Origin of the sequence: Peribacillus sp. NPDC096447 (assembly GCF_044762725.1) — a bacterium.
In the GTDB taxonomy this organism is placed as follows: domain Bacteria; phylum Bacillota; class Bacilli; order Bacillales; family DSM-1321; genus Peribacillus.
Genome location: NZ_JBIWEV010000003.1, coordinates 535293 through 559884 on the forward strand (window position 1 = coordinate 535293; position 24592 = coordinate 559884).

The 24592-nt window shown below is 38.7% G+C and carries 23 protein-coding genes and 2 pseudogenes; 5 read left to right on the forward strand and 20 right to left on the reverse strand.

Annotation, left to right across the window (positions count from 1 at the left end):
• Positions 1-64: 64 nt before the first annotated feature.
• Positions 65-1516, reverse strand: a complete 1452-nt coding sequence (gene treP, locus ACIQZD_RS13860; RefSeq protein ID WP_402903438.1) for a PTS system trehalose-specific EIIBC component — start codon at positions 1514-1516, stop codon at positions 65-67.
• 327 nt (positions 1517-1843) lie between these two features.
• Between treP and ACIQZD_RS13865 the strand changes: the two genes are divergently transcribed.
• Positions 1844-2428: a CGNR zinc finger domain-containing protein gene (locus tag ACIQZD_RS13865; RefSeq protein WP_402903441.1), complete on the forward strand. Its 585-nt coding sequence runs from the start codon at positions 1844-1846 to the stop codon at positions 2426-2428.
• 122 nt (positions 2429-2550) lie between these two features.
• Positions 2551-3105, forward strand: coding sequence for an HPP family protein (locus tag ACIQZD_RS13870; RefSeq protein ID WP_402903444.1), 555 nt, complete (start codon positions 2551-2553; stop codon positions 3103-3105).
• A gap of 137 nt (positions 3106-3242) precedes the next feature.
• On the opposite strand, the gene ACIQZD_RS13875 is transcribed toward ACIQZD_RS13870, so the two are convergent.
• Positions 3243-4355: a DNA alkylation repair protein gene (locus tag ACIQZD_RS13875; protein ID WP_402903446.1), complete on the reverse strand. Its 1113-nt coding sequence runs from the start codon at positions 4353-4355 to the stop codon at positions 3243-3245.
• Positions 4356-4445: 90 nt separating this feature from the next.
• Between ACIQZD_RS13875 and ACIQZD_RS13880 the strand changes: the two are divergent.
• A pseudogene (locus tag ACIQZD_RS13880) lies at positions 4446-4543 on the forward strand (IS6 family transposase); the annotation flags it as partial.
• Between the two features lie 335 nt (positions 4544-4878).
• Here the strand turns inward: ACIQZD_RS13880 and ACIQZD_RS13885 are convergent.
• The 10 genes and pseudogenes from ACIQZD_RS13885 to ACIQZD_RS13930 form a co-directional block, all read right to left on the reverse strand.
• Entirely contained in the window at positions 4879-5673 is a 795-nt protein-coding gene (locus tag ACIQZD_RS13885; protein WP_402903448.1) for an XdhC family protein, read from the reverse strand.
• Positions 5674-5699: 26 nt separating this feature from the next.
• A complete protein-coding gene (locus ACIQZD_RS13890) occupies positions 5700-6566 on the reverse strand; it encodes an FAD binding domain-containing protein (RefSeq protein ID WP_402903451.1) in 867 nt (288 codons plus the stop codon).
• On the reverse strand, positions 6560-7027 hold the full coding sequence (locus ACIQZD_RS13895; RefSeq protein ID WP_402903454.1) for a (2Fe-2S)-binding protein: 468 nt from the start codon (positions 7025-7027) through the stop codon (positions 6560-6562). The genes ACIQZD_RS13890 and ACIQZD_RS13895 overlap by 7 nt, the downstream gene beginning before the upstream one ends.
• On the reverse strand, positions 7024-9183 hold the full coding sequence (locus ACIQZD_RS13900) for a xanthine dehydrogenase family protein molybdopterin-binding subunit (protein ID WP_402903457.1): 2160 nt from the start codon (positions 9181-9183) through the stop codon (positions 7024-7026). Before ACIQZD_RS13900 ends, ACIQZD_RS13895 begins: the two co-directional genes overlap by 4 nt.
• A gap of 135 nt (positions 9184-9318) precedes the next feature.
• Positions 9319-9918 carry a nucleotidyltransferase family protein gene (locus tag ACIQZD_RS13905; RefSeq protein ID WP_402903460.1) on the reverse strand — a complete coding sequence of 200 codons (600 nt, stop codon included), beginning with the start codon at positions 9916-9918 and terminating at the stop codon, positions 9319-9321.
• A gap of 459 nt (positions 9919-10377) precedes the next feature.
• A pseudogene (locus tag ACIQZD_RS13910) lies at positions 10378-10455 on the reverse strand (YpjP family protein); the annotation flags it as partial.
• 196 nt (positions 10456-10651) lie between these two features.
• A complete protein-coding gene (locus tag ACIQZD_RS13915; RefSeq protein WP_402903462.1) occupies positions 10652-11938 on the reverse strand; it encodes a M14 family zinc carboxypeptidase in 1287 nt (428 codons plus the stop codon).
• 413 nt (positions 11939-12351) lie between these two features.
• Positions 12352-12528: a homing endonuclease associated repeat-containing protein gene (locus tag ACIQZD_RS13920; RefSeq protein ID WP_402903465.1), complete on the reverse strand. Its 177-nt coding sequence runs from the start codon at positions 12526-12528 to the stop codon at positions 12352-12354.
• A 353-nt stretch (positions 12529-12881) separates the two neighbouring features.
• Entirely contained in the window at positions 12882-13784 is a 903-nt protein-coding gene (locus ACIQZD_RS13925) for an aldo/keto reductase (protein ID WP_402903467.1), read from the reverse strand.
• Between the two features lie 282 nt (positions 13785-14066).
• Positions 14067-14393, reverse strand: coding sequence for a PTS sugar transporter subunit IIA (locus tag ACIQZD_RS13930; RefSeq protein WP_230176545.1), 327 nt, complete (start codon positions 14391-14393; stop codon positions 14067-14069).
• Positions 14394-14774: 381 nt separating this feature from the next.
• Between ACIQZD_RS13930 and ACIQZD_RS13935 the strand changes: the two genes are divergently transcribed.
• Positions 14775-15047: a ribbon-helix-helix domain-containing protein gene (locus tag ACIQZD_RS13935; RefSeq protein ID WP_402903472.1), complete on the forward strand. Its 273-nt coding sequence runs from the start codon at positions 14775-14777 to the stop codon at positions 15045-15047.
• Positions 15048-15374: 327 nt separating this feature from the next.
• Here the strand turns inward: ACIQZD_RS13935 and ACIQZD_RS13940 are convergent, their stop codons facing one another.
• The 8 genes from ACIQZD_RS13940 to ACIQZD_RS13975 form a co-directional block, all read right to left on the reverse strand.
• A complete protein-coding gene (locus ACIQZD_RS13940; RefSeq protein ID WP_402903475.1) occupies positions 15375-15800 on the reverse strand; it encodes a VOC family protein in 426 nt (141 codons plus the stop codon).
• A 423-nt stretch (positions 15801-16223) separates the two neighbouring features.
• The gene (gene abc-f / locus ACIQZD_RS13945; protein WP_402903478.1) at positions 16224-17852 is read right to left on the reverse strand and encodes a ribosomal protection-like ABC-F family protein; all 1629 of its coding nucleotides are present in this window, start codon (positions 17850-17852) and stop codon (positions 16224-16226) included.
• Between the two features lie 452 nt (positions 17853-18304).
• Positions 18305-19174: a cation diffusion facilitator family transporter gene (locus ACIQZD_RS13950; protein WP_402903481.1), complete on the reverse strand. Its 870-nt coding sequence runs from the start codon at positions 19172-19174 to the stop codon at positions 18305-18307.
• A gap of 147 nt (positions 19175-19321) precedes the next feature.
• The gene (locus tag ACIQZD_RS13955) at positions 19322-20377 is read right to left on the reverse strand and encodes a sensor histidine kinase (RefSeq protein WP_402903484.1); all 1056 of its coding nucleotides are present in this window, start codon (positions 20375-20377) and stop codon (positions 19322-19324) included.
• On the reverse strand, positions 20374-21045 hold the full coding sequence (locus ACIQZD_RS13960) for a response regulator transcription factor (RefSeq protein ID WP_402903487.1): 672 nt from the start codon (positions 21043-21045) through the stop codon (positions 20374-20376). Before ACIQZD_RS13960 ends, ACIQZD_RS13955 begins: the two co-directional genes overlap by 4 nt.
• A gap of 18 nt (positions 21046-21063) precedes the next feature.
• Positions 21064-22029, reverse strand: a complete 966-nt coding sequence (locus ACIQZD_RS13965) for an alpha/beta fold hydrolase (RefSeq protein WP_402903490.1) — start codon at positions 22027-22029, stop codon at positions 21064-21066.
• Positions 22030-22173: 144 nt separating this feature from the next.
• Positions 22174-22725, reverse strand: a complete 552-nt coding sequence (locus tag ACIQZD_RS13970; protein ID WP_283902152.1) for a dihydrofolate reductase family protein — start codon at positions 22723-22725, stop codon at positions 22174-22176.
• Between the two features lie 65 nt (positions 22726-22790).
• On the reverse strand, positions 22791-23633 hold the full coding sequence (locus ACIQZD_RS13975; protein WP_402903495.1) for an aminoglycoside 6-adenylyltransferase: 843 nt from the start codon (positions 23631-23633) through the stop codon (positions 22791-22793).
• Between the two features lie 212 nt (positions 23634-23845).
• Here ACIQZD_RS13975 and ACIQZD_RS13980 point away from each other — a divergent pair, with 212 nt between their 5' ends.
• Entirely contained in the window at positions 23846-24139 is a 294-nt protein-coding gene (locus tag ACIQZD_RS13980; protein ID WP_402903498.1) for an antibiotic biosynthesis monooxygenase family protein, read from the forward strand.
• The last annotated feature ends 453 nt before the right edge of the window (positions 24140-24592 follow it).

Here is a 24592-nt window from a genome sequence, read left to right on the forward strand (position 1 = left end):
CTATCCCTGATGTATCATTTGCCAGTATGGTAAAAAAGAGGGAGAATGCTCTCCCTCCGCGTTATTAAGCATTTAATTTCGTTGTTTTCGTTCTTGTTTTCAAGTTCATATTTGGACGCTTGGAGAATGCTATAGTCAAAATGAATGGCACAACGAATGCAACCAGCATCGCGAGTGCAAACATTCCCATATGCTGCGGCTGGATGGATAGGATACCTGGGATCCCTCCAACACCGATGGAATTTGCCATTACACCAGATCCGACTGAAACGATGCCTGCGAAAAGTGAACCGATCATACCGGCTAAGAACGGAAAGCCGTATTTCAGGTTAATTCCGAACATGGCTGGCTCGGTTACACCGAGATAACATGAAATCGTAGCGGGTATGGAAACCTGTCTTTCCTCCTGGTCTTTTCTGTTAATGTAAATCATTGCTAGCACTGCCGTACCTTGTGCAATATTGGATAATGCGATCATTGGCCATAGGTTCGTACCGCCAAGTTCACTCATAAGCTGAAGATCGATTGCGTTTGTCATGTGATGCAGGCCTGTGATGACAAGCGGTGCATAGGCAAAGCCGAAAACGGCAGCAAATAGCCAGCCAACTGATGAAGTCAATCCGGAATATACAACCGTTGAAATGACAGAACCGATTTTCCAGCCTAAAGGCCCCAAAATGGTATGGGCAATGATTACAGTTGGAAGTAAAGCGAAAAATGGAACGACGATCATGGAAATGGAATTGTGCACTTTATCTCTCAAGAACCGTTCTAAATACGCCAAGACGAACCCTGCAAGTATCGCTGGGATGACTTGAGCCTGGTAGCCGATCATATCGACCTGGGCAAAACCGAAATCCCAAAAAGGTATGTCACTTGCCTTTGTGTTTGCCACTGCATATGCATTAAGAAGCTGTGGGGAAACCAGGGTCAAACCAAGGACGATGCCGAGAATTTGAGTCGTGCCCATTTTCTTCGAGATCGACCATGTAATCCCAACAGGAAGAAAATGAAAAATAGCTTCACCTATCAGCCAAAGGAAGGCGTGTACCCCTGCCCAAAATTGTGAAATATCCACAAGGGTCTTTGTGCTGTCATCGAACATTTTTATATCCCCAATGATATTGCGGAATCCAAGAATGAGTCCTCCAACGACTATGGCAGGAATTAGCGGGGTGAAAATATCCGCAAGATGTGCAATCATACGCTGCAGCCAGCTCATATTCTGTTTAGCCGCATTTTTCACATCTTCTTTTGATGCTTCCTGAAGTCCAGCTATGGAAACGAATTCATTATAAAACGATGAAACTTCATTCCCGATTATGACCTGAAACTGGCCAGCTTGTGTAAACGTTCCTTTCACAAGCTTAATCGATTCGATATTCGTTACGTCCGCCTTAGCCGGATCTTTCAACGCAAAACGCATTCTTGTCGCACAATGCGTAACCGTCGCAATATTTTCTTTCCCTCCAACATGTTGGAGCAAATCCGTTGCTGGTTCTGTGTATTTACCCATTTCACTACTTCCTTTCCCTAGAAAGCAAAATATAGTTGTTTTTATAACCTGTACGTATAGGTTCTGTATACGCTTTCATATTATCCTGTACGTACAGGTTTTGTCAATAACTTTTTTCCTTATTTTAATAGGATTGATGATTATGCACTTTCATTTACTATTCTATTATTGCTAATATGGATGTTTGATAACACGATTCATGTTATCCCGTAATTCCTCAAGAAAGACGAGTAGCTGAAAGATACCGAAATAGGGTATAATGATGATATAACCTCTCAATCAACATTTTAATGGTTAGAATATAACAGGGAAATGGGAGATGTATTCATGTCTGAAAACAATAAATTTCCACTTATATCAGGTAATCTTTCTTTGGATTTAGTGAATACGGAACTAGTCAGTCGTGGTCAGCGCCAAGACTTATTACTATCAGAACGGGATGTGCTGGACTGGATTTCTGTAATAAAAAGGGAAAACCCATATTGGGATAATCAGCTATCCTTAAAAATTAAAGAAAGAATTCAACAGGTATTTGTAGGCGTTCTAGAAATGCGTACTATTTTAAGAAAACAATTTGAGTCAATAGCAGATGGGAATCCGATTCCTGCTGAGTTTATCGCTTTTTTAGAAAATAAAATCGAAAAATCACCTTTCACTTATAAATTAAGTGATCAGAAACTGGTTCCCATACCTATTGGAGAAGCGGAGGATATCCTGCAATCTTATATTGCTTTTGACACATTAACATTAATCGAAGAAAATAAGCTGCCATCACTAAAGCGATGCTCGAATGATGATTGCGTACTGTTATTTATTGATGAAAGCGGAAGACGCAAGTGGTGTTCAATGAAAATATGCGGGAATAGAAAAAAAGTGGCCCGATTTCAACACCGGAAATCTGATGATGAATGAAGATCCAGCTTATTATTATAGTTGGTTTTTTTTATGAACTTTTAAACTAACCGTTAAAAACTGTTTTGACAGGTTATTTGATTTCGTGTAAAGTGTAAAAGTACATTAAAGGAGGGGGAATAATGGACCGCATAACAGTAGCGAGACAACAAGAAACACGCTCATTTCATATACGGTTTTTATCTAAAATGAAGGGAAAAGGAAGAAGTCCTTTACAGATAAATGTAAAAGACGCAATACCCGGGCTAATCGGTGGCTTTTTAACTATTTTCGCTTTAATTCTTTTAACAAAAATGACATCGGCATTGTGGTTAATGGCTCCATTTGGTGCCAGTTGTGTCCTGGCGTTCGGTTTATGGAACGCGCCGTTATCACAGCCACGGAATATTATTGGGGGCCATTTTGTTTCAGCATTAGTAGGTTTAGCTTCTTATCATTTTTTGGGCGATGAGCCTTGGGCAATCGGCTTAGCAGTCGGATTAGCAATTGCCGTCATGATGCTGACAAAAACAACGCACCCACCAGCAGGGGCAGATCCACTTGTTATTATGCTTGGTCATTATAGCTGGAGCTATTTATTTACGCCTGTGTTAATTGGTTCCGTGATAATCGTTTTCCTGGCATTGTTAATTAATAATTTACGCAGCAATCGGAGCTATCCAACTTTTTGGATTTGATTGCTTTTTAATGAGTTATTTGCAATGTTTCACCATCATGAAATAATTAAAAACGAGGAACTCCCAGCTCCTCGTTTATTAGTTATAAGTGCTGGTAATCCTGAAATTAATCTATTTCTCCATACCTTTAAAATCCATTATCTTTCAGCGTTTAGTTTTACATGCGTTTCTGCAACTTCCACTCCGTTTACAAGAAGTGATATTCGATGGATTCCCATGTAATGTCGACGTGTGGTCAGGTCTTTCCAATTGTGGATTCTCACTCTCTCGACTTGTTCTCCATCCGTGAAATTCCTATCTGCCAGGAGGAATATTTTGCGAGACGTTTTCTGATTAGCTTTTACAAAATCGATGGCGTACTCAATACGAAGCTTCGCTATATTCTTCACATGCACTTGAAACCCGAAATGAAGTTCACTGGTTTCCCCAATAAAAATCGAGTCTGGTTCATTTCTAATAAATGCGTTTGTAATGATACTCGGATTATTCAATACATCCATGTATCCAAATAATGAAAGGACCTCAGGATCTGCTTGACGAACTAAGGTCCTGCATCCCCGTCGGACAATCCAAATCGTGTTGGGTTCTCCGCTTTCATGCCAACGCTTGGCAGTTTCTATGACGACATTCGGATTATCTCTCGCAATATCATTCAAGTTATTGGCCACACTTTTGCGAACATATAGGGACGGGTCGTTTTTCAGGTTCTCAAGTAATTCCAAAACTGGTGCCGGATCGGATTTGAACATCGGTAAAGCTTGCCCCCAAGGTAACCTGGGCCTGCATCCCTCACTAGCCAGCCGCCGGACATGCTCATCATCATGATTGGTCCATTCCTTCATCTTCTCGATCATTAAAACGGGATCAAGCAAGATAAAAGCACGGATTGCAAATTCGGAGGATGATCTTGCAGTAAAACGCTCCAACGCATCTAGCGATAACGGCCAATCTTTCTTATTCAACCCATGTACCTCTACAAAATCCGGAAAAAATAGATATCTGAAACCTTCACAATCCTTATCAATTCGATATAAAATATTCAAAGCTTCTTGGTAATCACTTGGAAGATGCTTTCCAAGGGTAATCGAAATATGTCTAATTCGCTCTTTTAATTTCCTTTCATTCCAGTGCTCATCCATAACTTCCCCAATAAACGATTCACTAGAAAAAGACGGATGGACACCTCTTACTTTCTCACTGAATTCACGAATGAACGGTTCATTATATAGATCCTTTAAGGGCTCAGCCATTTAATTCACTTCTTTTCTTCAGGTTAAATTAGCTTTTGGATACTTGCATTACCTATCAGCTATCATTTCAACTTATGTTATGTACTCTGAGCGATGCATATCACTAAAAAAGGACAGCTTACTTTACAGAACAAGTCTGTCCAAAATCAAGTGAAGTTCATTCATCATTATTTGGAATGGCTGCATAAGAACTGATTCTATAGGAATCTATATACCTCTTTCCCATGGATGTAATCTTTGCACCAGAACCCGTTTCCCATAAGTCCATCTAATATACCCATACAAAATCCCTCCCGAAATTTTCCTTTGTTTATAGTATGATAGTAGTAGCATATAAAGTAAAATATTCCTACCATATTAATGAATTAACCAAACGACAAAAAGCCCACTCTGAAGAGCAAGGACCTGCTTCTAGCTTTTTTCAAAGAAAAAGGGTCAGTCCTACTGAGTTAATACTTTAACACAGTGGGGACTGACCCCATTGTCTATTAGACATTTTGATTTTAGCTTTATCTGACCTTTCTTATCTATTTAATTGTTTCACTTTTACAGGCTTTTTTTCCTTGCTTAATTTGATGATTTGACCGATAATACTGATGGCAATTTCTTCTGATGTTTCCGAGTCAATTTCCAATCCGATTGGAGAATGGACCTGCTCCAACTGTTCTTGCGTGACCCCTTCACTTTTTAACTTTTCAAATATGCTTATGACCTTGCGTTTACTGGCTACCATCCCAACATATGCAATCGGAAATTGCAGTGCCGTTTTTAATACAATATCATCACAATCTTTTGTAACAATTACCACATATGATTTTTCATTTAGGTTGGCTGCGAGCAAAGCCTTTCCAATATCCTCGTTCACAAAAAGGTTTGTCGCATTAGGAAAGCGTTCCTTTGTACAATAACCAACGCGATCATCGACAATGCAATAAGGGTATTCGAGGAAATCAGCGAGCTTTGCCAACGCATGGCCTAAATGACCAGCCCCAGCCAGAATGAGTTCAGGCCTGCTTGTATAGACTTCAATAAAGACTCTTAACGTTCCGCCACAATTCATCTGAATTCCGTCTTTTGCATGTTTATTCAATTTATATTCAACGATTTTCGATTGGCCATCTTGGATCGCCTTTACACTATCTTCAATCACATAGTGTTCAGCCAAGCCCCCTCCGACAGTCCCTTCAATAATACCATCCCGGTAGACAATCATTTTTCCAACATGCCTGGGAGTCGAGCCCTTTGATTCAATAATCATGGCTAAAGCAAAGGTTTCGTTTTGACGCGTCAGCATGGCCACTTTTTCCATCAGCTGCATGAAAAGCTCCCCCCTATCTTTAAACATTAATTCGGTTGATATTGCTTCATGCTAAGAAAATATCGTAAAAGATGTAACGCAACGGTTTTTCTGTAAGCCGCAGTGGAGCGTTGATCGTCGATTGGTCTAATGATCTTATCGAAGGCTGCCACAATTTCAGCGATGTCTGCATCGGCTAATGGAATCGTTTTTCCAACCAGCTTCTTCTCAATATCAATGGAACGAACCATCGTAGGTCCGACCGCCCCGAAGGCAAATCGAATGTCATCGATTCGATCTTTGCTTATCCGGACGAAACCCGCAAACGATACTTTGGCAATGGCATCTGCGTTGCGGTTGCCGACTTTCTCGAAAACGACATGTGAATCTCCTAATACGAACGGCAGAATAATCTCCGTTACTATTTCATTGTGAAAGCGTTGAACCCGTCGTGGACCTTGAATAAAATCGCTAATCGCAACCATGCGATCACCATTTACGGAGCGCAACAGAAGCTTTGCATTGTATACATATAATAAAGGAAGCATGTCACCGGCTGGAGAGGCGTTGCAAATATTACCGCCTAATGTTCCCTGGTTTCTAATTGCCGGGGCAGCAATTGTTTTAATTGCATTCTTTAAAGCAAAAGGAATCAAAGGATTTTCAAGTAATTCACTATAGGTACAGCAGGCCCCGATGTGGAGATCCTTATGATGTTGATACACCTGCTTTAATTCGGAAAGATGATCAATAAAAACAATCGGTTTAGGGATTTTCGGAGGTACTCCCCTTCTACTTTTGTGAAGAACCATAACATCGGTGCCTCCAGCTATGATTGCACAATCTTCTCTATTCAATTGGCTCAACGTTTCGTCTAAACGCTCGAAGCGATACGCTGTTATTTTCTCTACCATAAGCCATCACCTTTTTTAGCTGCTAGGTTAATTGCCTCAACAATCATATTGTAGCCCGTACATCGGCACAGATTTCCGGAGATGCCTTCACGAATTTCAGCCTCTGAAGGATGAGGATTTTTAGATAACAAAGCTTCACTTGCCATAATCATCCCCGGAATGCAATAGCCGCATTGCACTCCCCCGGCGATGGAATAGCTCTCATCTAACATTTTAAATTGTTCCGTTTCAATGATGCCTTCGATCGTTTGAATATCGGCACCAGCAATTGAGCCAATTGGAATAAGGCAGCTGTTTTGCAGAAGGTTATTCACAAAAACACTGCAGGCTCCGCACTCCCCTTCACCACAGCCTTCCTTTGTTCCGATTAACTCAAACTCATCTCTTAATAAATCTAGTAATCTTGCTGTAGCAGGGGCTTCAGTTTCTACCGTTCTTCCATTTAGTGTGAATTTAATCAACCCTCTTCACCTTCTTTCATCCAAAGACTTTCAATAATGACTTCCGGTGTAATCGGAATTTGCTGAAAAGAAGTGTGCAGGGCATCCTCGATCGCGGCTTGGACTGCTGGAGCGCCTCCGATTAAAGTCAATTCACCTGCGCCCTTCGCCCCGTATGGACCATCAGCATAGGGGTTATCAAAGACCTTGCTTTCAATTGAAACAACATCCAATGAAGTCGGCGGTCCATAATCCGATATGCTTTTTTGTTGGATTCTACCTTGCTTTGACGTCATCTTTTCTAGATAACCGTATGCTAGCCCTTGAGCCAAACCACCGTCAATTTGGCCTTTCATAATCCGTTCATCGATGACCTTTCCAACTTCATAATTGCCGTATACTTTTTCTAACTTTATATTTCCTGTTAACGTATCAACTTCTACTTCAACGATATTAACGCCCCATGAATAAGCCGGGTAGGCATCTCCAGTGAAGGTTTTCTCGTCCCAAGGAATCATTTCACGGTGAACATAGTGCTCAACTACTTCCTGTTCCACCCCTGTTTGCCATTGATCCTTAAGTTTTTTTGCGGCCCGTTCAAGCAATTTTCCAACAATCATCGTCGTCCTGGAAGCTACGGTCGGACCCGAGTCGGGAACCTCTTTTGTGTCGGGATAAGGGTACAAAATATCTTCGAATGGGAGGTTAAGTTCTTTGGCGACAATTTTACACAACGTCGTCAAAATACCTTGTCCCATATCAGAGTTTGAGATTTTTAGTGATACCTGGTCGTCCTTTGATTTAACCAGCTTCACCGTTGCTTTAATATGATCTCTTTCGCCACTGCCTGTAAATCCACATCCGTGGAGGAACAGCGAAGTTCCTATGCCTTTTTTATAGCGCTGATTTTGTTGATTTAATCGCTGAAAGTCTTCTTTTTTCTTTTTGTATTCTGACACGTTGAGTACGTCCTCAATCATTTCTTCCACTAATATCGGGTCGCGGAATTTACCTTTGGTGATGGTGGGGTCTCCTTGTTTGACGAGGTATTTTCGTTTAAATTCAATCGGGTCGATTTTTGCCAGTTTACTAATATGTCCAATATGACTTTCGATTCCGGCAAAGCTTTGTGGAGCACCAAAGCCTCTGAAGGCGCCGTTCGGAACGGTATTGGTTTTTAAGACATAGCCTTTTGCATGAAAATGCGGAATTTTATAAACACCGGCACCGTTTATTAATGCGCGCTGCAGCACGACAGAGCTCAATCCCACATTTGCCCCTCCATCGAGAAAGATGTCAACACACATGCTCATAATATTTCCTTCCTTATCAAGGGCCGTTCGATATTTGAGTTTGGCCGGATGTCTTTTCGTCGTAACCAGCATATCCTCAGAACGGTCGAACACGAGCATTACCGATTTTTTGACTGCTCTTGCGGCAACGGCTACGTGACAAGCCATCATCGAAGGATAATCTTCTTTGCCTCCAAAACCTCCGCCGGTAGGACTTTGAACAACTCTAACTTCATCGTCACCACAGGCTAATGCGCTTAGCAATGCATTTTTTATATAATAAAGACATTGCATCGATCCCTGGACGACAATTTCATCATCCTTATAAACGGCGAGCATTCCTTGCGGCTCAAGGTAGACATGCTCCTGATAGCCCGTATCATATTCTTCTTCGATGACTTGATGGGCTCCCTGCTCGATAGCTGAAATGTTCTCCAAGCTTTCCCCAAATTCATAGTTTGCCAAAACTAACGATTCTGATTTTTGCTTGATCGCTTCGTCCAATGTATAGATAGCCTGATGTTCTTCAAATTCAATCTCCACTTCATTTAACAAACTGTACAGGATACCCAGGTCTTTGCCCGTGAGCATGAGAATCGGCTCACCAATATAATTGACCCACTCATTGGCAAAAATGGGCTGATCTTCTTTGATAATTTTGACATAATTCGGTCCGGGGATATGCTCTGCTCCAACAGCTTCATACCCTTCCGGAAGGTTAGGTAATTGAATGGATATAATTTTCCCATAAGCAATTGGCGATCGATACAAAACACCATAAACCATATTTTCCAATTTCACGTCACTTATATAGGGCAACTGGCCCGATACTTTACCTTTATGGTCCTTTTTGGGCACTGAGGTGCTTATGTCTTTGAGATTCATTGCAACAACACCCTTCGACTCATTTTTTTAAAGGGACATATTCCGAATAGAAACCTCTTCCTATGATTTTATCAATGAGAATGATCTTTTATGATTCATTTCTATTCAAGATTTTCGTAGTTTTTAATGATATATTTACTTCGAGAAATTTAAAGCTTTATCATGATCAATGGCTTTTTGGTAATCCTCCGGTGTATCAACATCCATTAATACTCCCGCATCATCTACATTCAAGTATTCCTTTTCGTAACCGCCCAGGACCACACGCAAATTACTTTCTGGATTGGTTTCGAGAATTTTCTGTTTCACTTCACTTGATAATTTAATGGGATGGCCGCCTTTATAGTCAAAGCTGGGAATAACCACGTTTCCTTTGTGTTTTGCTAGTAGCTGAACAGTCTCTTTTTTAACAAGCGGACAATCTCCGGGTGTTATAAAGAAGCTTGGGGCATTTACTTCGTTGCAGCCCTTTTGAATGGAATGAAACATTCCCTGGTTAAAGTTTTCATTATAAACAAACTTGATCTGAAATGAATAGGCATTTTCACTGATGATTTTGGCAATTTCCTCTTGGATGATTTCCGCTTGAAACCCAGCTACGACGATGACCCTGTTGCATAATCCTTCAAATTTAGAGATCGTTTGCTCCAACACGCTCATTTGCCCCATCGGCAAAGTCATTTTAAATGCATTCGCTCGGCTGGAATATCCAGCAGCTAGGACGATCGCTTCCATGTTTGTCACCTTCTACTTATCATTTTTCTTAATTAAAAGCACAAGCGGAGTAAGGATTTGCTGTATGGACATTGATTGTTTATGCTTTGAATTTTAATTAAAGAATCTGGATTGTGTTTTTTTCTTTATATGCGTAAAAGCCTCATTATATTACTTATGGTACGCTTCAGCGTAACGCACCTAAATGAGGTTTAAATAATTTTTCGTAGAGATTAACAATGAATTTTTTCGTAATTATGAAACGCATGGTACGGAAGAAAAAATGTTTTTTAATGACGGTCCAATCGATGACAGTGGTGCGGAGCACATCATTAATCCATATGATGAAAATAATAGATTTAGATGACCTTGAATTAGAGAAGAAGAGGTACATGCAAAAACCAATACAGTAGAAATTTTCATGCCGCCTCAAAAACAAGCAGGAAAAGTTTTAAAATGAAAGTGAAACCAATATCCTTATTTTGGCGGGTGATCTCGACGGACATGGAATCGGCATAAATCTTCTCCACTTCTTGTGTCATATACATATCCAAGGCGTGACAGGCAACGACTCAATACCCACAATTAATAGAATTTTAGATGTAACAAAAATTTAATAAGCCCCTGTATCCCCCAAATCTCTAGAGCCCTACAATCTATATAAAAAATCAAATAGGAGAGTTAATCACTATGGATAACTCTCCTATTACGGTACATCCTTTAAAAATCAACCGCTTCACAGCAACCGATAAAATTAATGTTTATCCCCAGGGCTTACTCCTAAGGCAGTGCTTGGGATGGCATCATAGACAGCAGGATCGGCGTTTTCAAGGGAACCGTCTGCTAATCCGTTAAGAACCGCTATGACTGGAACCTTTGCTGTTTCTTTAAGCATTCCGTTTTGCTTCTGACCGAGCGTTTGGGTTTGTCCCTTTATTTCAATTAGCATCGTGGCTGTGCCATTTAACTGGATGGCCCCAAGCCCAGAGCCTGGGTAGTTCACGATCGGATATTTTTGAATCGCGCCGAAAGAGGAGTTTCCAAGCTGCAACGACTCATAAGCGACGGCATTGACTTTTTTGCTCAAGGTAAGGACATCCTCGTCTAACACATAGTTCTTCCCGCTGAACGGGTCCACATAAGGCTTGGTTGTAAATTGAGCAAGCAGCTGGATGGAAACTGAACGGCTGTCCTCTTCTGACAAGCGGTTAAAGCCTCGGTGATGAATGTCAATGGCAACGTCCGGACTTAGTTCTTGGGTCAATTCTGTAAGTGCACGTGTTTCCGGTGAAAAGACAAGTGATGCGTTTGCTCCATTATTTGTGGCACTATTGTTTAACACTTCTGCCACTTTCTGTGGGTCCTTTTTAATCTCTTCCTTTATGTCAAAATCATAATTCGGATGGAAATCACGATTTAAGTCGAAACCAGGGATCCCGTAAACCACGCTTCCATCATTATTTTGGGCTCTCTCGCTACCTTCTGCATTGTAATACCAAGGTGCTTTTGTATCAGCCGGAAGGCCTAATTCTTTCGGATTCCATGTTTGATGGGAATACCTGGTTGGAAATGGTTTGCCCTCGTATTGGTTCGCTGTTCCATCAGGATTTAAACGTGGCACAAACCAGACACTCACCTCATCCAAAATATCATTTACTTCTTTACTGCCCGATGATAGCTGCTGCATTAACTCACCAATTGCTTCTGTGCCGAGCGGCTCATTTCCGTGAATTTGAGTATAAACAAGGACCCTCTTCTTCTCTGGATCATTGTCACCAAATTTCGCTACATATAGTGGGTACCCATCGTTGGATGTTCCAAATTGCTCAAGAACCATCTTCCCTTTCGCTGCCTTTTCGATCTGCTTTAATTTGCTTTCCAATTGCTCATTTGACATCAGACCTGATAAGGAAAGGTTCTGTCCATCCTGTACCCAAGGACCATTTGGAGTGGTAACTGGCTCAGCAAAAGCTGAGGTTCCTACAAGAGTGGAAGCCAAAATCCCACTAGTGAGAATGTACTTCAATGCTTTTTTCTTCAATCTTTTCTCCCCCTATAACTATATAACAAGACAAATATTAGCATATTCTGACTATTCTTGAAATGATATATTTAAAAATTTTGAAAATTCAATCAGCAGGTCGGTTCTGGGCGTAGCGTATAACGCGGATACGAATGGATCCAGTACGGGGCTTAGAAGCTACCTTATCTAGCTTTATTGACGATCTCAGATAGGCCATCGAAGACAAATGCGATGTTGAATTTTTTGATTAACGAGTCAGAACCTTACGACTGGGATAATCCATCTTATGTAGAAAAAATATTCTAAAAAGTGTGTAGGGAGTTGATGGATACCATGAAAAAACTAAGAGTATATAAGGAAAATGGCGAATAAAGAGATCAAAAATTCAATACCTGCTGGCATGAGTACTTGCTTGTTTATATCGTTTATGTTTAAGATCCAATGCTATGTTCTACTGCATCATCCCAACTAGAAAAGTAATGCAATGCGTTTTTCATTAACTCAGGATTTGACTTCTTTACCTCTTTCTTCAGTGGTGGCTTCCCTTCTTTTTCTACTAATTCAGAAATTAGATTCACGACTTCTTCAACACTCATATTCACTTCCATGTTTCCCCTCCTTTTCGTTCCTGGTTATATATTTCCCCAATTTTTGCACATACAACTTTAAAACCCAGCTACCTTCACATGAGAAGATTAGCTGGGTTTCTTAATTATTTACATCTACTTATTTATAGAACTATTCGGATCCGGCTAGTATAAAAGCTACTTCTCATTGTGTTCACAATCGCGCCCGATTGCCAATAATATATGTTGATAAATAAGTACTAAAAAAATTCACCAAAAATCATGGTTTGAAAAGTGAAAGTCCATCCCATCATTGTTTGAAATTTAATAATGGCGACCTCTTCAGGAGGTCCCCATTAATGAAGGCACGGTTTCTTGTTTAACGGTACAGTTCATTACGGTATATCATGTCCCATCGAGCTTGTTAAAATGTTAAACCATTGCTCTTTTTCCATGCTTAGGTTTAGTGAATCAATAGCGCTATCCAATCGTTCTTTCTTACCGGATCCAACGATAGGAATGATTTTTGCAGGATGTCTCAACAGCCATGCATACATCACTTCATCTATTCCATTGGCCCCGATTTCTTCTTTTACGATTTCTAACGTTTTTCTTAAGCGAACAGCCTTTTCATTCGATTCCTCAAAAATGCTTCCTCCTGCAAGCGGTGACCATGCCATCGGCGCAACGCCCATTTCCTGACATAAGTTCATGGTTCCGTCTTCGAAGTTTTCAAGATTATATGCAGAAAGCTCCAGTTGATTCGTCACAAGCGGATATTCTAGATATGATTGAAGCATATCCCATTGCGGTTTTTTGAAGTTTGATACTCCAAAGTTACGGACCTTTCCTGATTCTTTTAATTGATTAAACGCCTCAGCCGTTTCCCCAGGGTCCATCAGGGGATCCGGACGATGAATAAGTAACAGATCAATATAATCCGTTTTAAGATTCATAAGAGATTGATCAACAGACTTTATGATATGGACTTTACTAGTGTCATAATGGTGACTTTTATGGGAAGGACGGTTTTTTGATTGAAGAACTATGCCACATTTCGTAACAATCTCCATTTTATCGCGTAAAGATGGCTTTAATGAAAGTGCGTTCCCAAAAATCTCCTCACACGTATAACTGCCATATATATCGGCGTGATCATATGTAGTTACGCCCCGATCCATTCCGTGTTCAATAAGCGATAGGATTTCCTCGGTAGAAAATCTCCAATCTGCCAATCTCCACATACCGTGTACAATGCGTGAAAAACTAAGTTCATCAGTTAGATTGACTCTTTTCATGTTTTTCTCCCCTTTGATCTTGCTAATTAATTGTTTGTTTTTTCTTTCATGACTATCCTTCGTTAATCTGTGACAGAATCAATTGCTGCTGCCTTGAACATTAGTATAATTTAATTTTTCGGAGAATCCTAATCTTGAGTGACCCTTTTATGCCCTATTTCTTTTGTTTAGGTACATGAACCTTAACAAAAGAAATCATGTCGTGCAATTTACCCGTTATGAACATAAGAAAAAGGCTGCCGCAGCAACCTCTTAAACCCTCTATCAGCATGAATCACTTCATTAGTTCTTTTGTGTTTTCTCGTGTAATTCCACGATTTCTATTGCTAAATCTTTTGTTGTCATGGAAGTCATCAAGTGATCTTGAGCATGGATCAGGAGCATTGGGATATCGAATTTCTCACCATTCACTTCTTGTTGAATCAATGCTGTTTGGATTTTATGTGCCGCAACAAACTCTTGTTCCGCTTCCTTTAATTTATCCTGGGCATCGCTTGATTTACCTTGTTTTTGCAAGGCGATGGCTTCCATTGCACAACTGCGGGCATTCCCGCTATGGAGAATTAATTGAAATGATAATTCAGAGAGATCCTCTTTCGTTTTCGTCATATTAACACCCCTTTTGATAGTATGTTATTTTGATATAAATTGGAGGGCCACCAATCTTGTTTGCGACTGGAAGCACTTTCATTTCGAGTAAACCCATAAAATTATTCAATAACCTTTCCCCCTTTAAAATAAAAGTTTGAAAAAACAAACAATTACAATAAATAAACATTTTAACGTTATATTGATTATGTCAATATTTTATTGAAAATATGGTTTGTGTTACAAACTTTTAAATCATAGGAATGTAAAATCCTTGCTTCACCTAGAACAGCAAAAAAGAAAGCTCCCTGCCTCTTCAATTCTGTACAAGCCTACATACATTTCCCTACACATATTTGTTTAACTTCAATCAAAGGTATATGATAGATAAAAAGATTGTAGGTGGAACGACTTATTAATTCTGAAACGAGAAAACCAATAAACATTACTCTCAATCCGTACTTGACTAATAGACTAGCTAATCTGGCTGAAGAAAGAAATATCCCCATCGAAAGACTGATGGATAAAGCTGTAGACTTGTTGCTTGAATACATGGAAGATAATGAGACCGTTAATCAGGTGAAATTCAGTAATAACGAAGCAATTGAAAAGAATAAAGAAATGATTGCAAAAAGTAGAGAATTCATTAATAAAAAACAAGCACTTAACCCCTAGGTAAAGTGCTTGTTCATACTTTAGGCAAACTCGATGAATATCGAGTTTGTCTAGTGTTTTTTATGGCTTGAACAATTTGGACGTTGCTTTCCACTCCAGGCACTCGCTTTCCGCGGGCGGTCCGGGCGCCTCCTCGGCTTTCGCCTGTGGGGTCTCCCGTAGACACGCTGTTCCCGCAGGAGTCTCGTACCTTCCGTTCCAATCAACTTTGTTTTAACCTTTAGATAGAATCCTTTTGCCTAGAGTCCTTTTAGAAATATTAAAACTTGAGGTGATGTTTTTAAAACATGATTCTATTCAGCGAGATCAACTTGAAATGGATCACATTCATGATTCCGTGATGTCCCACTGCGGATTCCAAACGACTTCCCAAAGGTGTCCATCAGGGTCCTGAAAGTGTGCAGAGTATCCTCCCCAGAAAGTGTCATGTGCCGGATCGGTTATGATCGCGCCAGCTTTTTTTGCTTTTTCCAACACAATATTCACTTCCTCTTTACTGCCTACATTGTGACCAAGGGTAAATTCAGTAGGACTTGCCGGAGACAAAGGAACCTTGGACTCATGAGCTATATCCCTTCGATTCCATATGGCAAGCTTTAGGCCTTCTTGCAGGTCGAAAAAGGCAACAGCTCCATGCTCAAATTCTTTGCCAACTATTCCTTCTGTTTGAAATCCCAGGCCATCCCGATAGAATTTCAGCGATTTTTCCAAATCTTCCACACCTAATGTTATGACAGTAATACGTGGTTTCATGATTGACCTCCTTCTTATTTACTTTCACCTTCTATTGGTTACCAACGCTTTAAGTTCATACCAGATTAGAATCAATACGTTTTTTTGTCAATTTAAAAGGAATTCCTGTATAAGAAATTACTATGTATTGGTTTTCTTCAGTTGTTTTGATCACAGTCTATCCGTGGCAGGATACGGATTACTGATTTTATTCGTAATTTCCCCCTTTCCCCATGTAGCGTCATCCAAAGTATATTACTATGAAGTAAGGGATGGGGATTGTCCGTCGGAAAAACTGCCATTTGATAAAATCTCCTTTAGTACCAATCAAGATTAATTAGGTCTAATCCATTTTATTGCTATTTTATCTTCACCTACTTTAACCGCTCTTTATTCATCAAATGGCCCCTCTCGATTAAGAAGGGCCTTTAATAATGGATGTACTTAATCTTCAAGCTCCTTTTTCTTGTTCAAGAGTTGGAGGTATTCCCTATCCAATTCTTCTTTTTCCTCTTCCTTCACAACACTGGACAGTTTCCCAAGTGTCTCGATGATTTGCACTTCAATCATAAGAAGTTCAGCCTGTTTATCTTGATGATCATCTTTAAGTGTGGACGATTTTGTTGCTTCCTGATTGATAGCACTTACTCTCGGAGGTTCACCTTCAAATGAAAGTGAATGCGTTGCAAGCGATTGGATCAATGAACGATCATGAGTGACAAAAACGATGGTTCCTGGATATGCTTTTAACACTTCGGTTAAAGCCTCTTTAGTATGAATATCCAGGTAATTTGTAGGTTCATCCAAAACCAGTACATTATAGTTTCCCAAAAAAACTTTAGCCAGGGATGCCCTGACTCTTTCCCCACCGCTTAAAAGTGATACTTGTTTGTGAACGTCATTTCCATTAAAAGCTAATCGTGATAATAGCGTACGAATAAAAGCCTGATTGTAGGGACTGTCCTCCAATATATTTTCAAGAACCGTTTTACTTTCATTCAAATTTTCTTGTTGTTGTGCAAAAAATCCAATCTTTGCCGGCTTCGCGACATATAAATCTGGGTGCCGTTCTACTATCTTTTTCAGTAATGTCGATTTTCCTGATCCATTTTGACCATTGATGGCGAGTCTGCAAGCTAGTTGGACATCTCCAAAAATATGTCGCTTCAGCACCCTTGATCCAACTTTCAGGGAACAGCCATTAAATCGAATGACCCTTTTACTATGCAAAGATGGAAATTCTGAAATATCAAAAATGATAGGAGGATCTTCCCTCGGTTTTTCTTTTTTTGCTAATTTTTCGATCCGAGTTTCGATCGCTTCGGCAGAACGGTTCAATTTCGCCTTCTGTTTCCCGGAGCTGCGTTTATGCAGCCTTGCTTCTGAATTACCCATTCGTTTAGGGGCTTTCCTAATTGAATCAGATTTGGCTTGGAGGTTTTGTGCAGCCTGTTTCAACCGGTTCTTTTCGCGGGTATACTCTTCATATTGCTTATTTTCCTTTTCTGTTTTTGCTTGCTTTTGTTTGATATACGCTTCGTAATTCCCTTCATATACCGATACCTTACCTTGCTCAACTTCCCATATTGTTGTACACAGATGATTCAAGAATGCTTTATCATGTGAAGTAAGCAAAATAGCGCCATTAAAAGATTTTAAATCCTTTTCCAATTGTTCAATTCCGGACATATCCAAATGACTGGTAGGTTCATCCGCAATCAATACATCTGCATTGGAAGACAGAGCTGCAGCGATTTTTCTTCGAGTACGTTCGCCGCCGCTTATGTTTTCTTGATCCTCATTGGGCAATTTCCATATGCTCGTTAATATCCCGCTTATTTCTTGTTCAGTTTCTTCAATCTGCGGGATATAGCTGACTGTTCCATAGCTCTCTATATAACCGGAATCAGGTGCCCTCACGCCCGCTAGTATAGAAAGCAGGGTCGTTTTACCTTCTCCATTCCTGCCAACCAAACCAACACGGTCATGACTGTAAAGATGAAGTGTATCTACAGAAAGAACTTCACGGCTCCCGTAGCTTTTCTTTAAATCATTCGCTTTTAAAAATAACATAAAAAAATCCCCCTCCATTTTTCTAGAGAGAGATCGCCTGCTACTAAATTAATATACATAAACCAAATATACCTCATCTGATTTGATAACAGAAAAAGTAGTTGTATATGAATTAGTACCTATAAACGAACAGACGTATCCCATCTCTAAACATAATCATTAAAAATCTCACATGGGCATCTAAAAAGATTCTTGTTCAAATGAAAAAGTGAATTCACTTAACTTACCGATAAATACGGTAAGCAAATAAAGTGACGCGTATTTTCATTGAATATATCTAACCGATAACACCCATTGAAATTGATTTAGATTTACTGTTTATTTGATAAGATTACTGCTTCATTGTATAAGGTACCTATTCCTTCCAATGTAATGAATTAATGATTGCATATTATTCATATGTTTGTAAAGCAGATTTATACCCTTTTTTCTTAATTCATAAAAAGAGAAAATTAATTGGGCTCTACATGGACATGAACATCATACACTCCATGATCTTTCATCATCACTTTTTCTACATGTGTCGCTATATCATGTGCTTCTTTAATATCCAAGGTAGAATTCACAAGGATTACAACATCAATCACTTCATTGTTCCCGTAATTTCTCCCTTTGATTTCTTTTATCCCCTTGACTCCATTGACATTTGTAATTACATCCTTATATAGATGAATTTTATTTTCATCAAATCCGTCAGAAAGTTCATGCGAGGCTTGAATGAATATATCCCAGGCTGTTTTGCATATTAATAATCCAACAATGACTGCAGTAAGGGGATCCAGCCAAGGCATGTTTAATTGGGAGCCGAAAATCCCTATAGCTGTTCCGATACTTACCCAAGCATCGGAAATATTATCTTTCGAAGCTGCCATAACGGCTTTACTGTTAATTTTCATAGCAAGCTTTTTATTATATCGGTATACAAAATACATGGCTATTGCTGATAAAACACCTACATACCCGGCAATAATGTCAGGTGATTCCTTTCCACCTTTAAGCATGGAAGCAACTGCATCTATCAATACTTGTACACCAACAGCAAACATGATAAATGAAGCTACCATCGATGCAATCGTTTCACTTTTCCAATGACCATAACCATGATCTTTATCGGGGGGTCTTTGAGCTAGCCTTAAACCGATCAATACGGCAATCGACGCAATAATATCAGTCGTGTTGTTCAAACCATCCGCTTTTAAGGCCGCTGAGTCGCTTATGTATCCGATACCCAGCTTCATGATCGATAGACAAATATAAGCAATTATACTAATGATTGCACCACGTTCGCCTAATTTGAGGTCATTATATTTTTGTTCTTCCATTCAACTTCCCCCCACAATTAAGTACCTGAATATCATATCAACTTAAAAATGGGTGGGTCTATAGCAACCTTTTTGTATCGCTTTATATAAGTAAGTGATATATAACTATGTTGCATAAGGCAAACTATCTGAAAAGAATGATATTGATTAACCCTTGACAAAATCCCCGGATGTCATCCCCGCAAAATAACTTAATTCAAATGAGTTGCATATCGTATTTTCGACAGTAAAACAAAATAAAGTTCCGCTTTCATTTGATTGCAAATTATATTTTATATGAAGTGACTTAGCTATATCCTCGATTATTTTTATGCCAAGCCCCTTACTACTATCGATATCAAAACCAATCCCATTATCCTTGATACTGACCTCGTTATTTTCAATGGTTATCACAAGTTTATCAGCCCTCGAATGATTCAACACATTTTGGAAAACGTTATCGAATAACCTTTGGAGCCACAAGTCATTACTTATCCATTCCAACTCTCCATTTAAAGGCCGATATACTAATTCAATACCATGCATGTTATACAAATAGGCCCACTTTTTAACCATCATTTCTATTAAATCGTGCATATTCACTTCGTCATTTAAAATATAGGAATTATCGAGCGTATCTGTGGATTGAATATTATATTCATTTGTTAATTCGGAAATATAATTTATTTGTTGATATAGTGATTGTAATAGTGGAGCCTGATCCGTATATTGACCTTCTAAATAGAATAATTGTAATCTTACTGCTGTTAAAGGTGTATTGATGTCATGCCTTAATTTATTTAAGAGTTCATTTTTCATTTCCTCTTGTTGCTTTAGTTCCAATTCCCGATAGGTCGTTCTTTCAATTAGTAAGTTCACCGATTTAGTTAATTCCCCGATTTCATCATGGCTATTTACCTCTAATTTATTCGGAATCTCCTCATCACTGGCTAAATTCCTGATGGTTTCATTCAATATATTTATTTTATTTAATAGCGAGTTAATAGATTTGGAAAATAAGAAGGCTAACAATAATAGTGATAAAATGAATACTCCCAGCATTGTAGGATATGCAAAAGATTCATGAAAAGGAATGTCACTATTATTGGATTTAAAGGCCATATCATAAATTAGTGACATAAGGATACTGATTAACAGTAATATAAATGGTACGCTAATAACGGCAATAAATAACAATAGCTGGTATTTTTTCTTTAATTTCATTTCTTTATATAGGTATTCAATCTATACCCTTCTCCATATATATTTTGGATGATCTCTCCGGTGTTATCATTGATTTTTGTTCTGACTTTTTTTATATGTACATTAATGATATTTTGATTCCTATCTTCGAGCTGCCATAAATATTCAAAGAAATGTTCTTTCGTCAAAATCCGATTCCTATTTTCATATAAATAGAAAAATATTTTACGCTCTATCGCAGTAAAAACCACTTCATTATGCAAGTCATTATTGAATACCTTTTTATGTTCGGCATCAATATATAAATGTTTAATTTGTGTGAAAGTACCATATTGATTTTCCAGCAACTTCTGCATTCTTAATAATAGCTCCCTGGGATCAAAAGGCTTAGTCATATAATCCTCACCAATTGTCAAACCTTGAAGTTTGCTATCCATATCATTTCGGGCGGATAAAAAAATAACTGGAATATTTAATCCTAGACTTTTTACTTTCTTTGTAATTTGATAGCCATCATCTCCTGGCAGCATAACATCCATAATGATAAGATCCATCTCATGGATTATATCTATAATATCTTTTCCTTCTTTCATCCAACATACATTATACTCTTCGCGCTGCAAAATTTTTACCAATAAATCACCAATCATTAAATCATCTTCAACAATTAAAATATTATATCTTTTCATCACAGGGCCTTTCTATATTCATTTGATAAATTCCATGGCAAGATCATATATCTCATCTGGCGCATATAAATAAATGCTGTGCGTCCCTTTCAGTTTTATTACATCCGCTTTTAATAGTTTCTCTGCAAACTCCTCATAATCTTTATTTTTTTGTTTTGTATATTTTGAATTTTTATTTTCATCGGCAATCGCATCTAAAAATAAAATGGGTGTTTCTTTTGGAATCGGCAAGTTAACAGATTTTTCACCATTATTGTAACTCTGTAAAAGCTCTTGCTCCATATCATCATTAAAAAACTGTTTATATGATAGTGCTTTATACATTTCTTTTTCATGGTCAGTCAAGAATGATTGCCGAATCACTTCGGGATTATAAACAGCAGAAGGGACAAGACGGTGCAAACCCATTTTCGTTAAAATATTCACTCCTCTTACTGTCAATGAATCAACCATGCCCATTTTATGGGTTACATATTGGTGCGGTAAACCAATATCCAAAGCAATAATTCCCTTTACTTCACTTGGGTATTTTTGTGCCCAGTAAATAGCTTCAATACCTGATACTGAGTGTGGTACCAAAATATAAGGAGGTTTATTTCCACTTTCCATTAACGATTTCCTGCTTTGTTCCAAAATTACATCAATATCCCTATCATCATGAAAAACATCACTGTATCCATATCCTGCTCTTTCAATGACCGCAATCTTATTTTCTTTTGCAAACTTACTATATAATCCCTTCAATTCATAAACAGGAGCAGCAATCCCGGAACCGGACATAAAAACGTATGTATCCTTCCCGCTTCCTTCCGTATACACATTAATTCCTTTGTTATTAAAATCAACGGATGTTCCTACACTAATTAATGATGATTCCTTGCCCTTTTGATAATTATGGTAAATAAAAACAGCTAAAACTACAAATAAGATAATAGCAATGAAGGTGAAAAATATATTCTTTGATACTTTCAACATTTTTCTCATATAGAAAACTCCTTTCAAGTTATACTGAAAGGATATATGTTAAAAATAAATTTCTAATTAATTTTCATTGTATATTTTCAATAAAGAAAAATTCACCTTTTAATGACCATTGATTTGCATTAAAAAAGCTGCGCCAGCGCAGCCCTAAGTATAAATTATATTATATGTCGGTTTAATAACACCGTTTGGATATTGTTTCATTTCAACTAAATCTAATTTTAGACTTGGCTTAACACTGCCGAAAAGAGGAATGCCTTCACCGATTATGACTGGATTCACTTTCAGCACCAATTGATCAATGAGTTTATGTTTTAATAACGTTCCAGCCAGTTCTCCGCCCCCGCAAAGCCATAGCTTTCCGTCACCTTGCTGTTTGAGGTTTTCAATAAACGCAACGGCGTTTCCTTCGATAAGCTCTACCTCCTCATTCGATTCAAACTGAAGGGAGCTCGAGAATATATAATGTTTCAAACCCTTATAACCCGGTTCACCCGGTTTAGCTCCGAATTGAAATCCAAATTCATATGTTTTACTTCCCATCAACACCGCTTCATATTGCTGGATATCGGATAAAAAGTCCGGGACATGATCTCCTTCAAATAAGAAAAAGGAATGATTGATATCCCCTTCCAACATTGCTTGGTCGGCAATGAAATTATCAAGTGAAACGGCTACATGATATACCAATTCTGCCACTTAGCATCCCTCCAATAGAGATTACACATTTTACACGAACGTTATTTCATTAGCCTCATATGGTATCAGATAGCCATATCGATTATTCTTTTGATATGGTCTTCATTTGTTTCGACACCCACTTGAGTACATAGGTATTTATTTAGTCTAAGGAATTCTGGGATCATACATCTCAACGTTTTACTGATTTCATTTGAATTGCGGCCACAATCCCAACTTTCCAACAGTGATGATTGCTTTTCATCTAATTTACTTCTATTGCCCTCGATTTTTGTCCATACACCATAGGGTACATCTACATGTTCTTCCATCTCCATATACCACCCAGACACAATCAGCCAACGTATCCTATCAAGATTGGATAGTGCATATAACATTTCCCTTCTCATAACGGCCCTGTAGGTTTCATGGACAAAAGCAAGCAGCTTTCCTCTCCAATGCTCAACTTCATCAGGTGAAGGTTTATACACTTGCTTAGCTGATTCCTTAATTACATGACTCATAATATTAAAAGGATCATAGAGAACTTCAACCTCTTTTAACCAAATGGAAGGTACAATTTCCTCAGGTGCATGATACCAGCTATCCACTTTCACAAAGGTATCATAATGAGTGACGACATAAGGTGAAGAAGGATTGTAGTCTTCGTGAAAGGTAACATCCCCCCAATTGTTGGCTCTATTCCTTTTTTCCTTTAAAAAATCTCCTTTCCGTTCAGGTATGACAATAGTGTGCAAATCTATATCAGAGTAGTTATCATCGTTACCTTTTGCTAATGAACCGGCTAAGTAAATAGCCAAAACATCAGGATCTGCCGATAAATCTTTTAATGCATTTTCCAAAAGAATATCGCGTTGTTTCGGTAAAATTGCATCTCTTTCTATATGTTTGCTAACGAATCCCCGCACACAAAACCATCTCCTTTTTTTGTAAAACCGTCAAAGTAATATATATTCGTGAATCAGAATAAAATCCCTTTAGCAGTATTGCCATGTCAGAGATATATACTGCTTCTTACCGCCTTGTTTTCTTTGCTGAGTACCCACTTTACCGGCATCTATCCATGCATTTTCCGATATGATATTATTTTGAATATTAAGTTAAAAGGAGGCATCATTTCATGTTTTTTGCAAATACCCCCGAACCGCCCTATTACGCTTGCATTTTCACTTCCCAAAGAAGCGATAAGGATGCCGCGAGCTATAATTCAACCGCTGAATTCATGGATGAACTTGCCGCTCAACAAGACGGCTATTTAGGAATCGAAAGCGTAAGAGATCAAAACGGGTTAGGAATTACCGTATCCTATTGGAAGTCCTTGGATGCCATTAAGCTTTGGAAGGAAAATGCTGCTCACAAAAAGGCACAAGAAAAAGGTATGAAAGATTGGTACTCGTCATACACTACTTTGTAAGGTTGAAAGAGATTATACAAGCAAATAAGGAAACTGAAATTTATGAATTTTCAGCTTTAAAAAAGACCGCTTTACTTTTTGAGGGTTTGTAAATTTGAACGTTGATTTCCATTCCAGGCACTCGCTTTCCGCGGGCGGTCCGGGAGCCTCCCCGGCGCTCTTCGCGCCTGTGGGGTCTTCCCTTGGACGCGCTTGTCCCGCAGGAGTCTCGTACCTTCCATTTCAATCAACTAGATTTTTTTTTCACTTTAGGATGTTCATCCCAAACCATGTTAAAGACTAATTCCCATTATGGATTTTTACTGTTTTATGAACACTTATTAAATTGGACAATTTCACCATACCCTTGGAGAGTAACTTTCAGATACCAAAGCCGCTTGCGGTTAGAACTTTTTTTAACTGAAATCAAACTAGTTTTCCATTGAGTTTTTTTTCAGCAAGAGACCGCTAAAA

What these genes read in the sequence shown, in the direction of transcription:
- ACIQZD_RS13870 (WP_402903444.1), top strand. Translation starts at nt 2,551, where the DNA reads ATGGACCGCATAACAGTAGCGAGACAACAAGAAACACGCTCATTTCAT.
- ACIQZD_RS13925 (WP_402903467.1), bottom strand. Translation starts at nt 13,784, where the DNA reads ATGAAAAGAGTCAATCTAACTGATGAACTTAGTTTTTCACGCATTGTA.
- abc-f (WP_402903478.1), bottom strand. Translation starts at nt 17,852, where the DNA reads ATGTTATTTTTAAAAGCGAATGATTTAAAGAAAAGCTACGGGAGCCGT.
- ACIQZD_RS13940 (WP_402903475.1), bottom strand. Translation starts at nt 15,800, where the DNA reads ATGAAACCACGTATTACTGTCATAACATTAGGTGTGGAAGATTTGGAA.
- ACIQZD_RS13930 (WP_230176545.1), bottom strand. Translation starts at nt 14,393, where the DNA reads ATGACGAAAACGAAAGAGGATCTCTCTGAATTATCATTTCAATTAATT.
- ACIQZD_RS13960 (WP_402903487.1), bottom strand. Translation starts at nt 21,045, where the DNA reads ATGAAAAGATATAATATTTTAATTGTTGAAGATGATTTAATGATTGGT.
- ACIQZD_RS13980 (WP_402903498.1), top strand. Translation starts at nt 23,846, where the DNA reads ATGTTTTTTGCAAATACCCCCGAACCGCCCTATTACGCTTGCATTTTC.
- ACIQZD_RS13875 (WP_402903446.1), bottom strand. Translation starts at nt 4,355, where the DNA reads ATGGCTGAGCCCTTAAAGGATCTATATAATGAACCGTTCATTCGTGAA.
- treP (WP_402903438.1), bottom strand. Translation starts at nt 1,516, where the DNA reads ATGGGTAAATACACAGAACCAGCAACGGATTTGCTCCAACATGTTGGA.
- ACIQZD_RS13920 (WP_402903465.1), bottom strand. Translation starts at nt 12,528, where the DNA reads ATGGAAGTGAATATGAGTGTTGAAGAAGTCGTGAATCTAATTTCTGAA.
- ACIQZD_RS13890 (WP_402903451.1), bottom strand. Translation starts at nt 6,566, where the DNA reads ATGGTAGAGAAAATAACAGCGTATCGCTTCGAGCGTTTAGACGAAACG.
- ACIQZD_RS13885 (WP_402903448.1), bottom strand. Translation starts at nt 5,673, where the DNA reads ATGCAGCTGATGGAAAAAGTGGCCATGCTGACGCGTCAAAACGAAACC.
- ACIQZD_RS13900 (WP_402903457.1), bottom strand. Translation starts at nt 9,183, where the DNA reads ATGAATCTCAAAGACATAAGCACCTCAGTGCCCAAAAAGGACCATAAA.
- ACIQZD_RS13950 (WP_402903481.1), bottom strand. Translation starts at nt 19,174, where the DNA reads ATGGAAGAACAAAAATATAATGACCTCAAATTAGGCGAACGTGGTGCA.
- ACIQZD_RS13905 (WP_402903460.1), bottom strand. Translation starts at nt 9,918, where the DNA reads ATGGAAGCGATCGTCCTAGCTGCTGGATATTCCAGCCGAGCGAATGCA.
- ACIQZD_RS13865 (WP_402903441.1), top strand. Translation starts at nt 1,844, where the DNA reads ATGTCTGAAAACAATAAATTTCCACTTATATCAGGTAATCTTTCTTTG.
- ACIQZD_RS13955 (WP_402903484.1), bottom strand. Translation starts at nt 20,377, where the DNA reads ATGAAATTAAAGAAAAAATACCAGCTATTGTTATTTATTGCCGTTATT.
- ACIQZD_RS13965 (WP_402903490.1), bottom strand. Translation starts at nt 22,029, where the DNA reads ATGAGAAAAATGTTGAAAGTATCAAAGAATATATTTTTCACCTTCATT.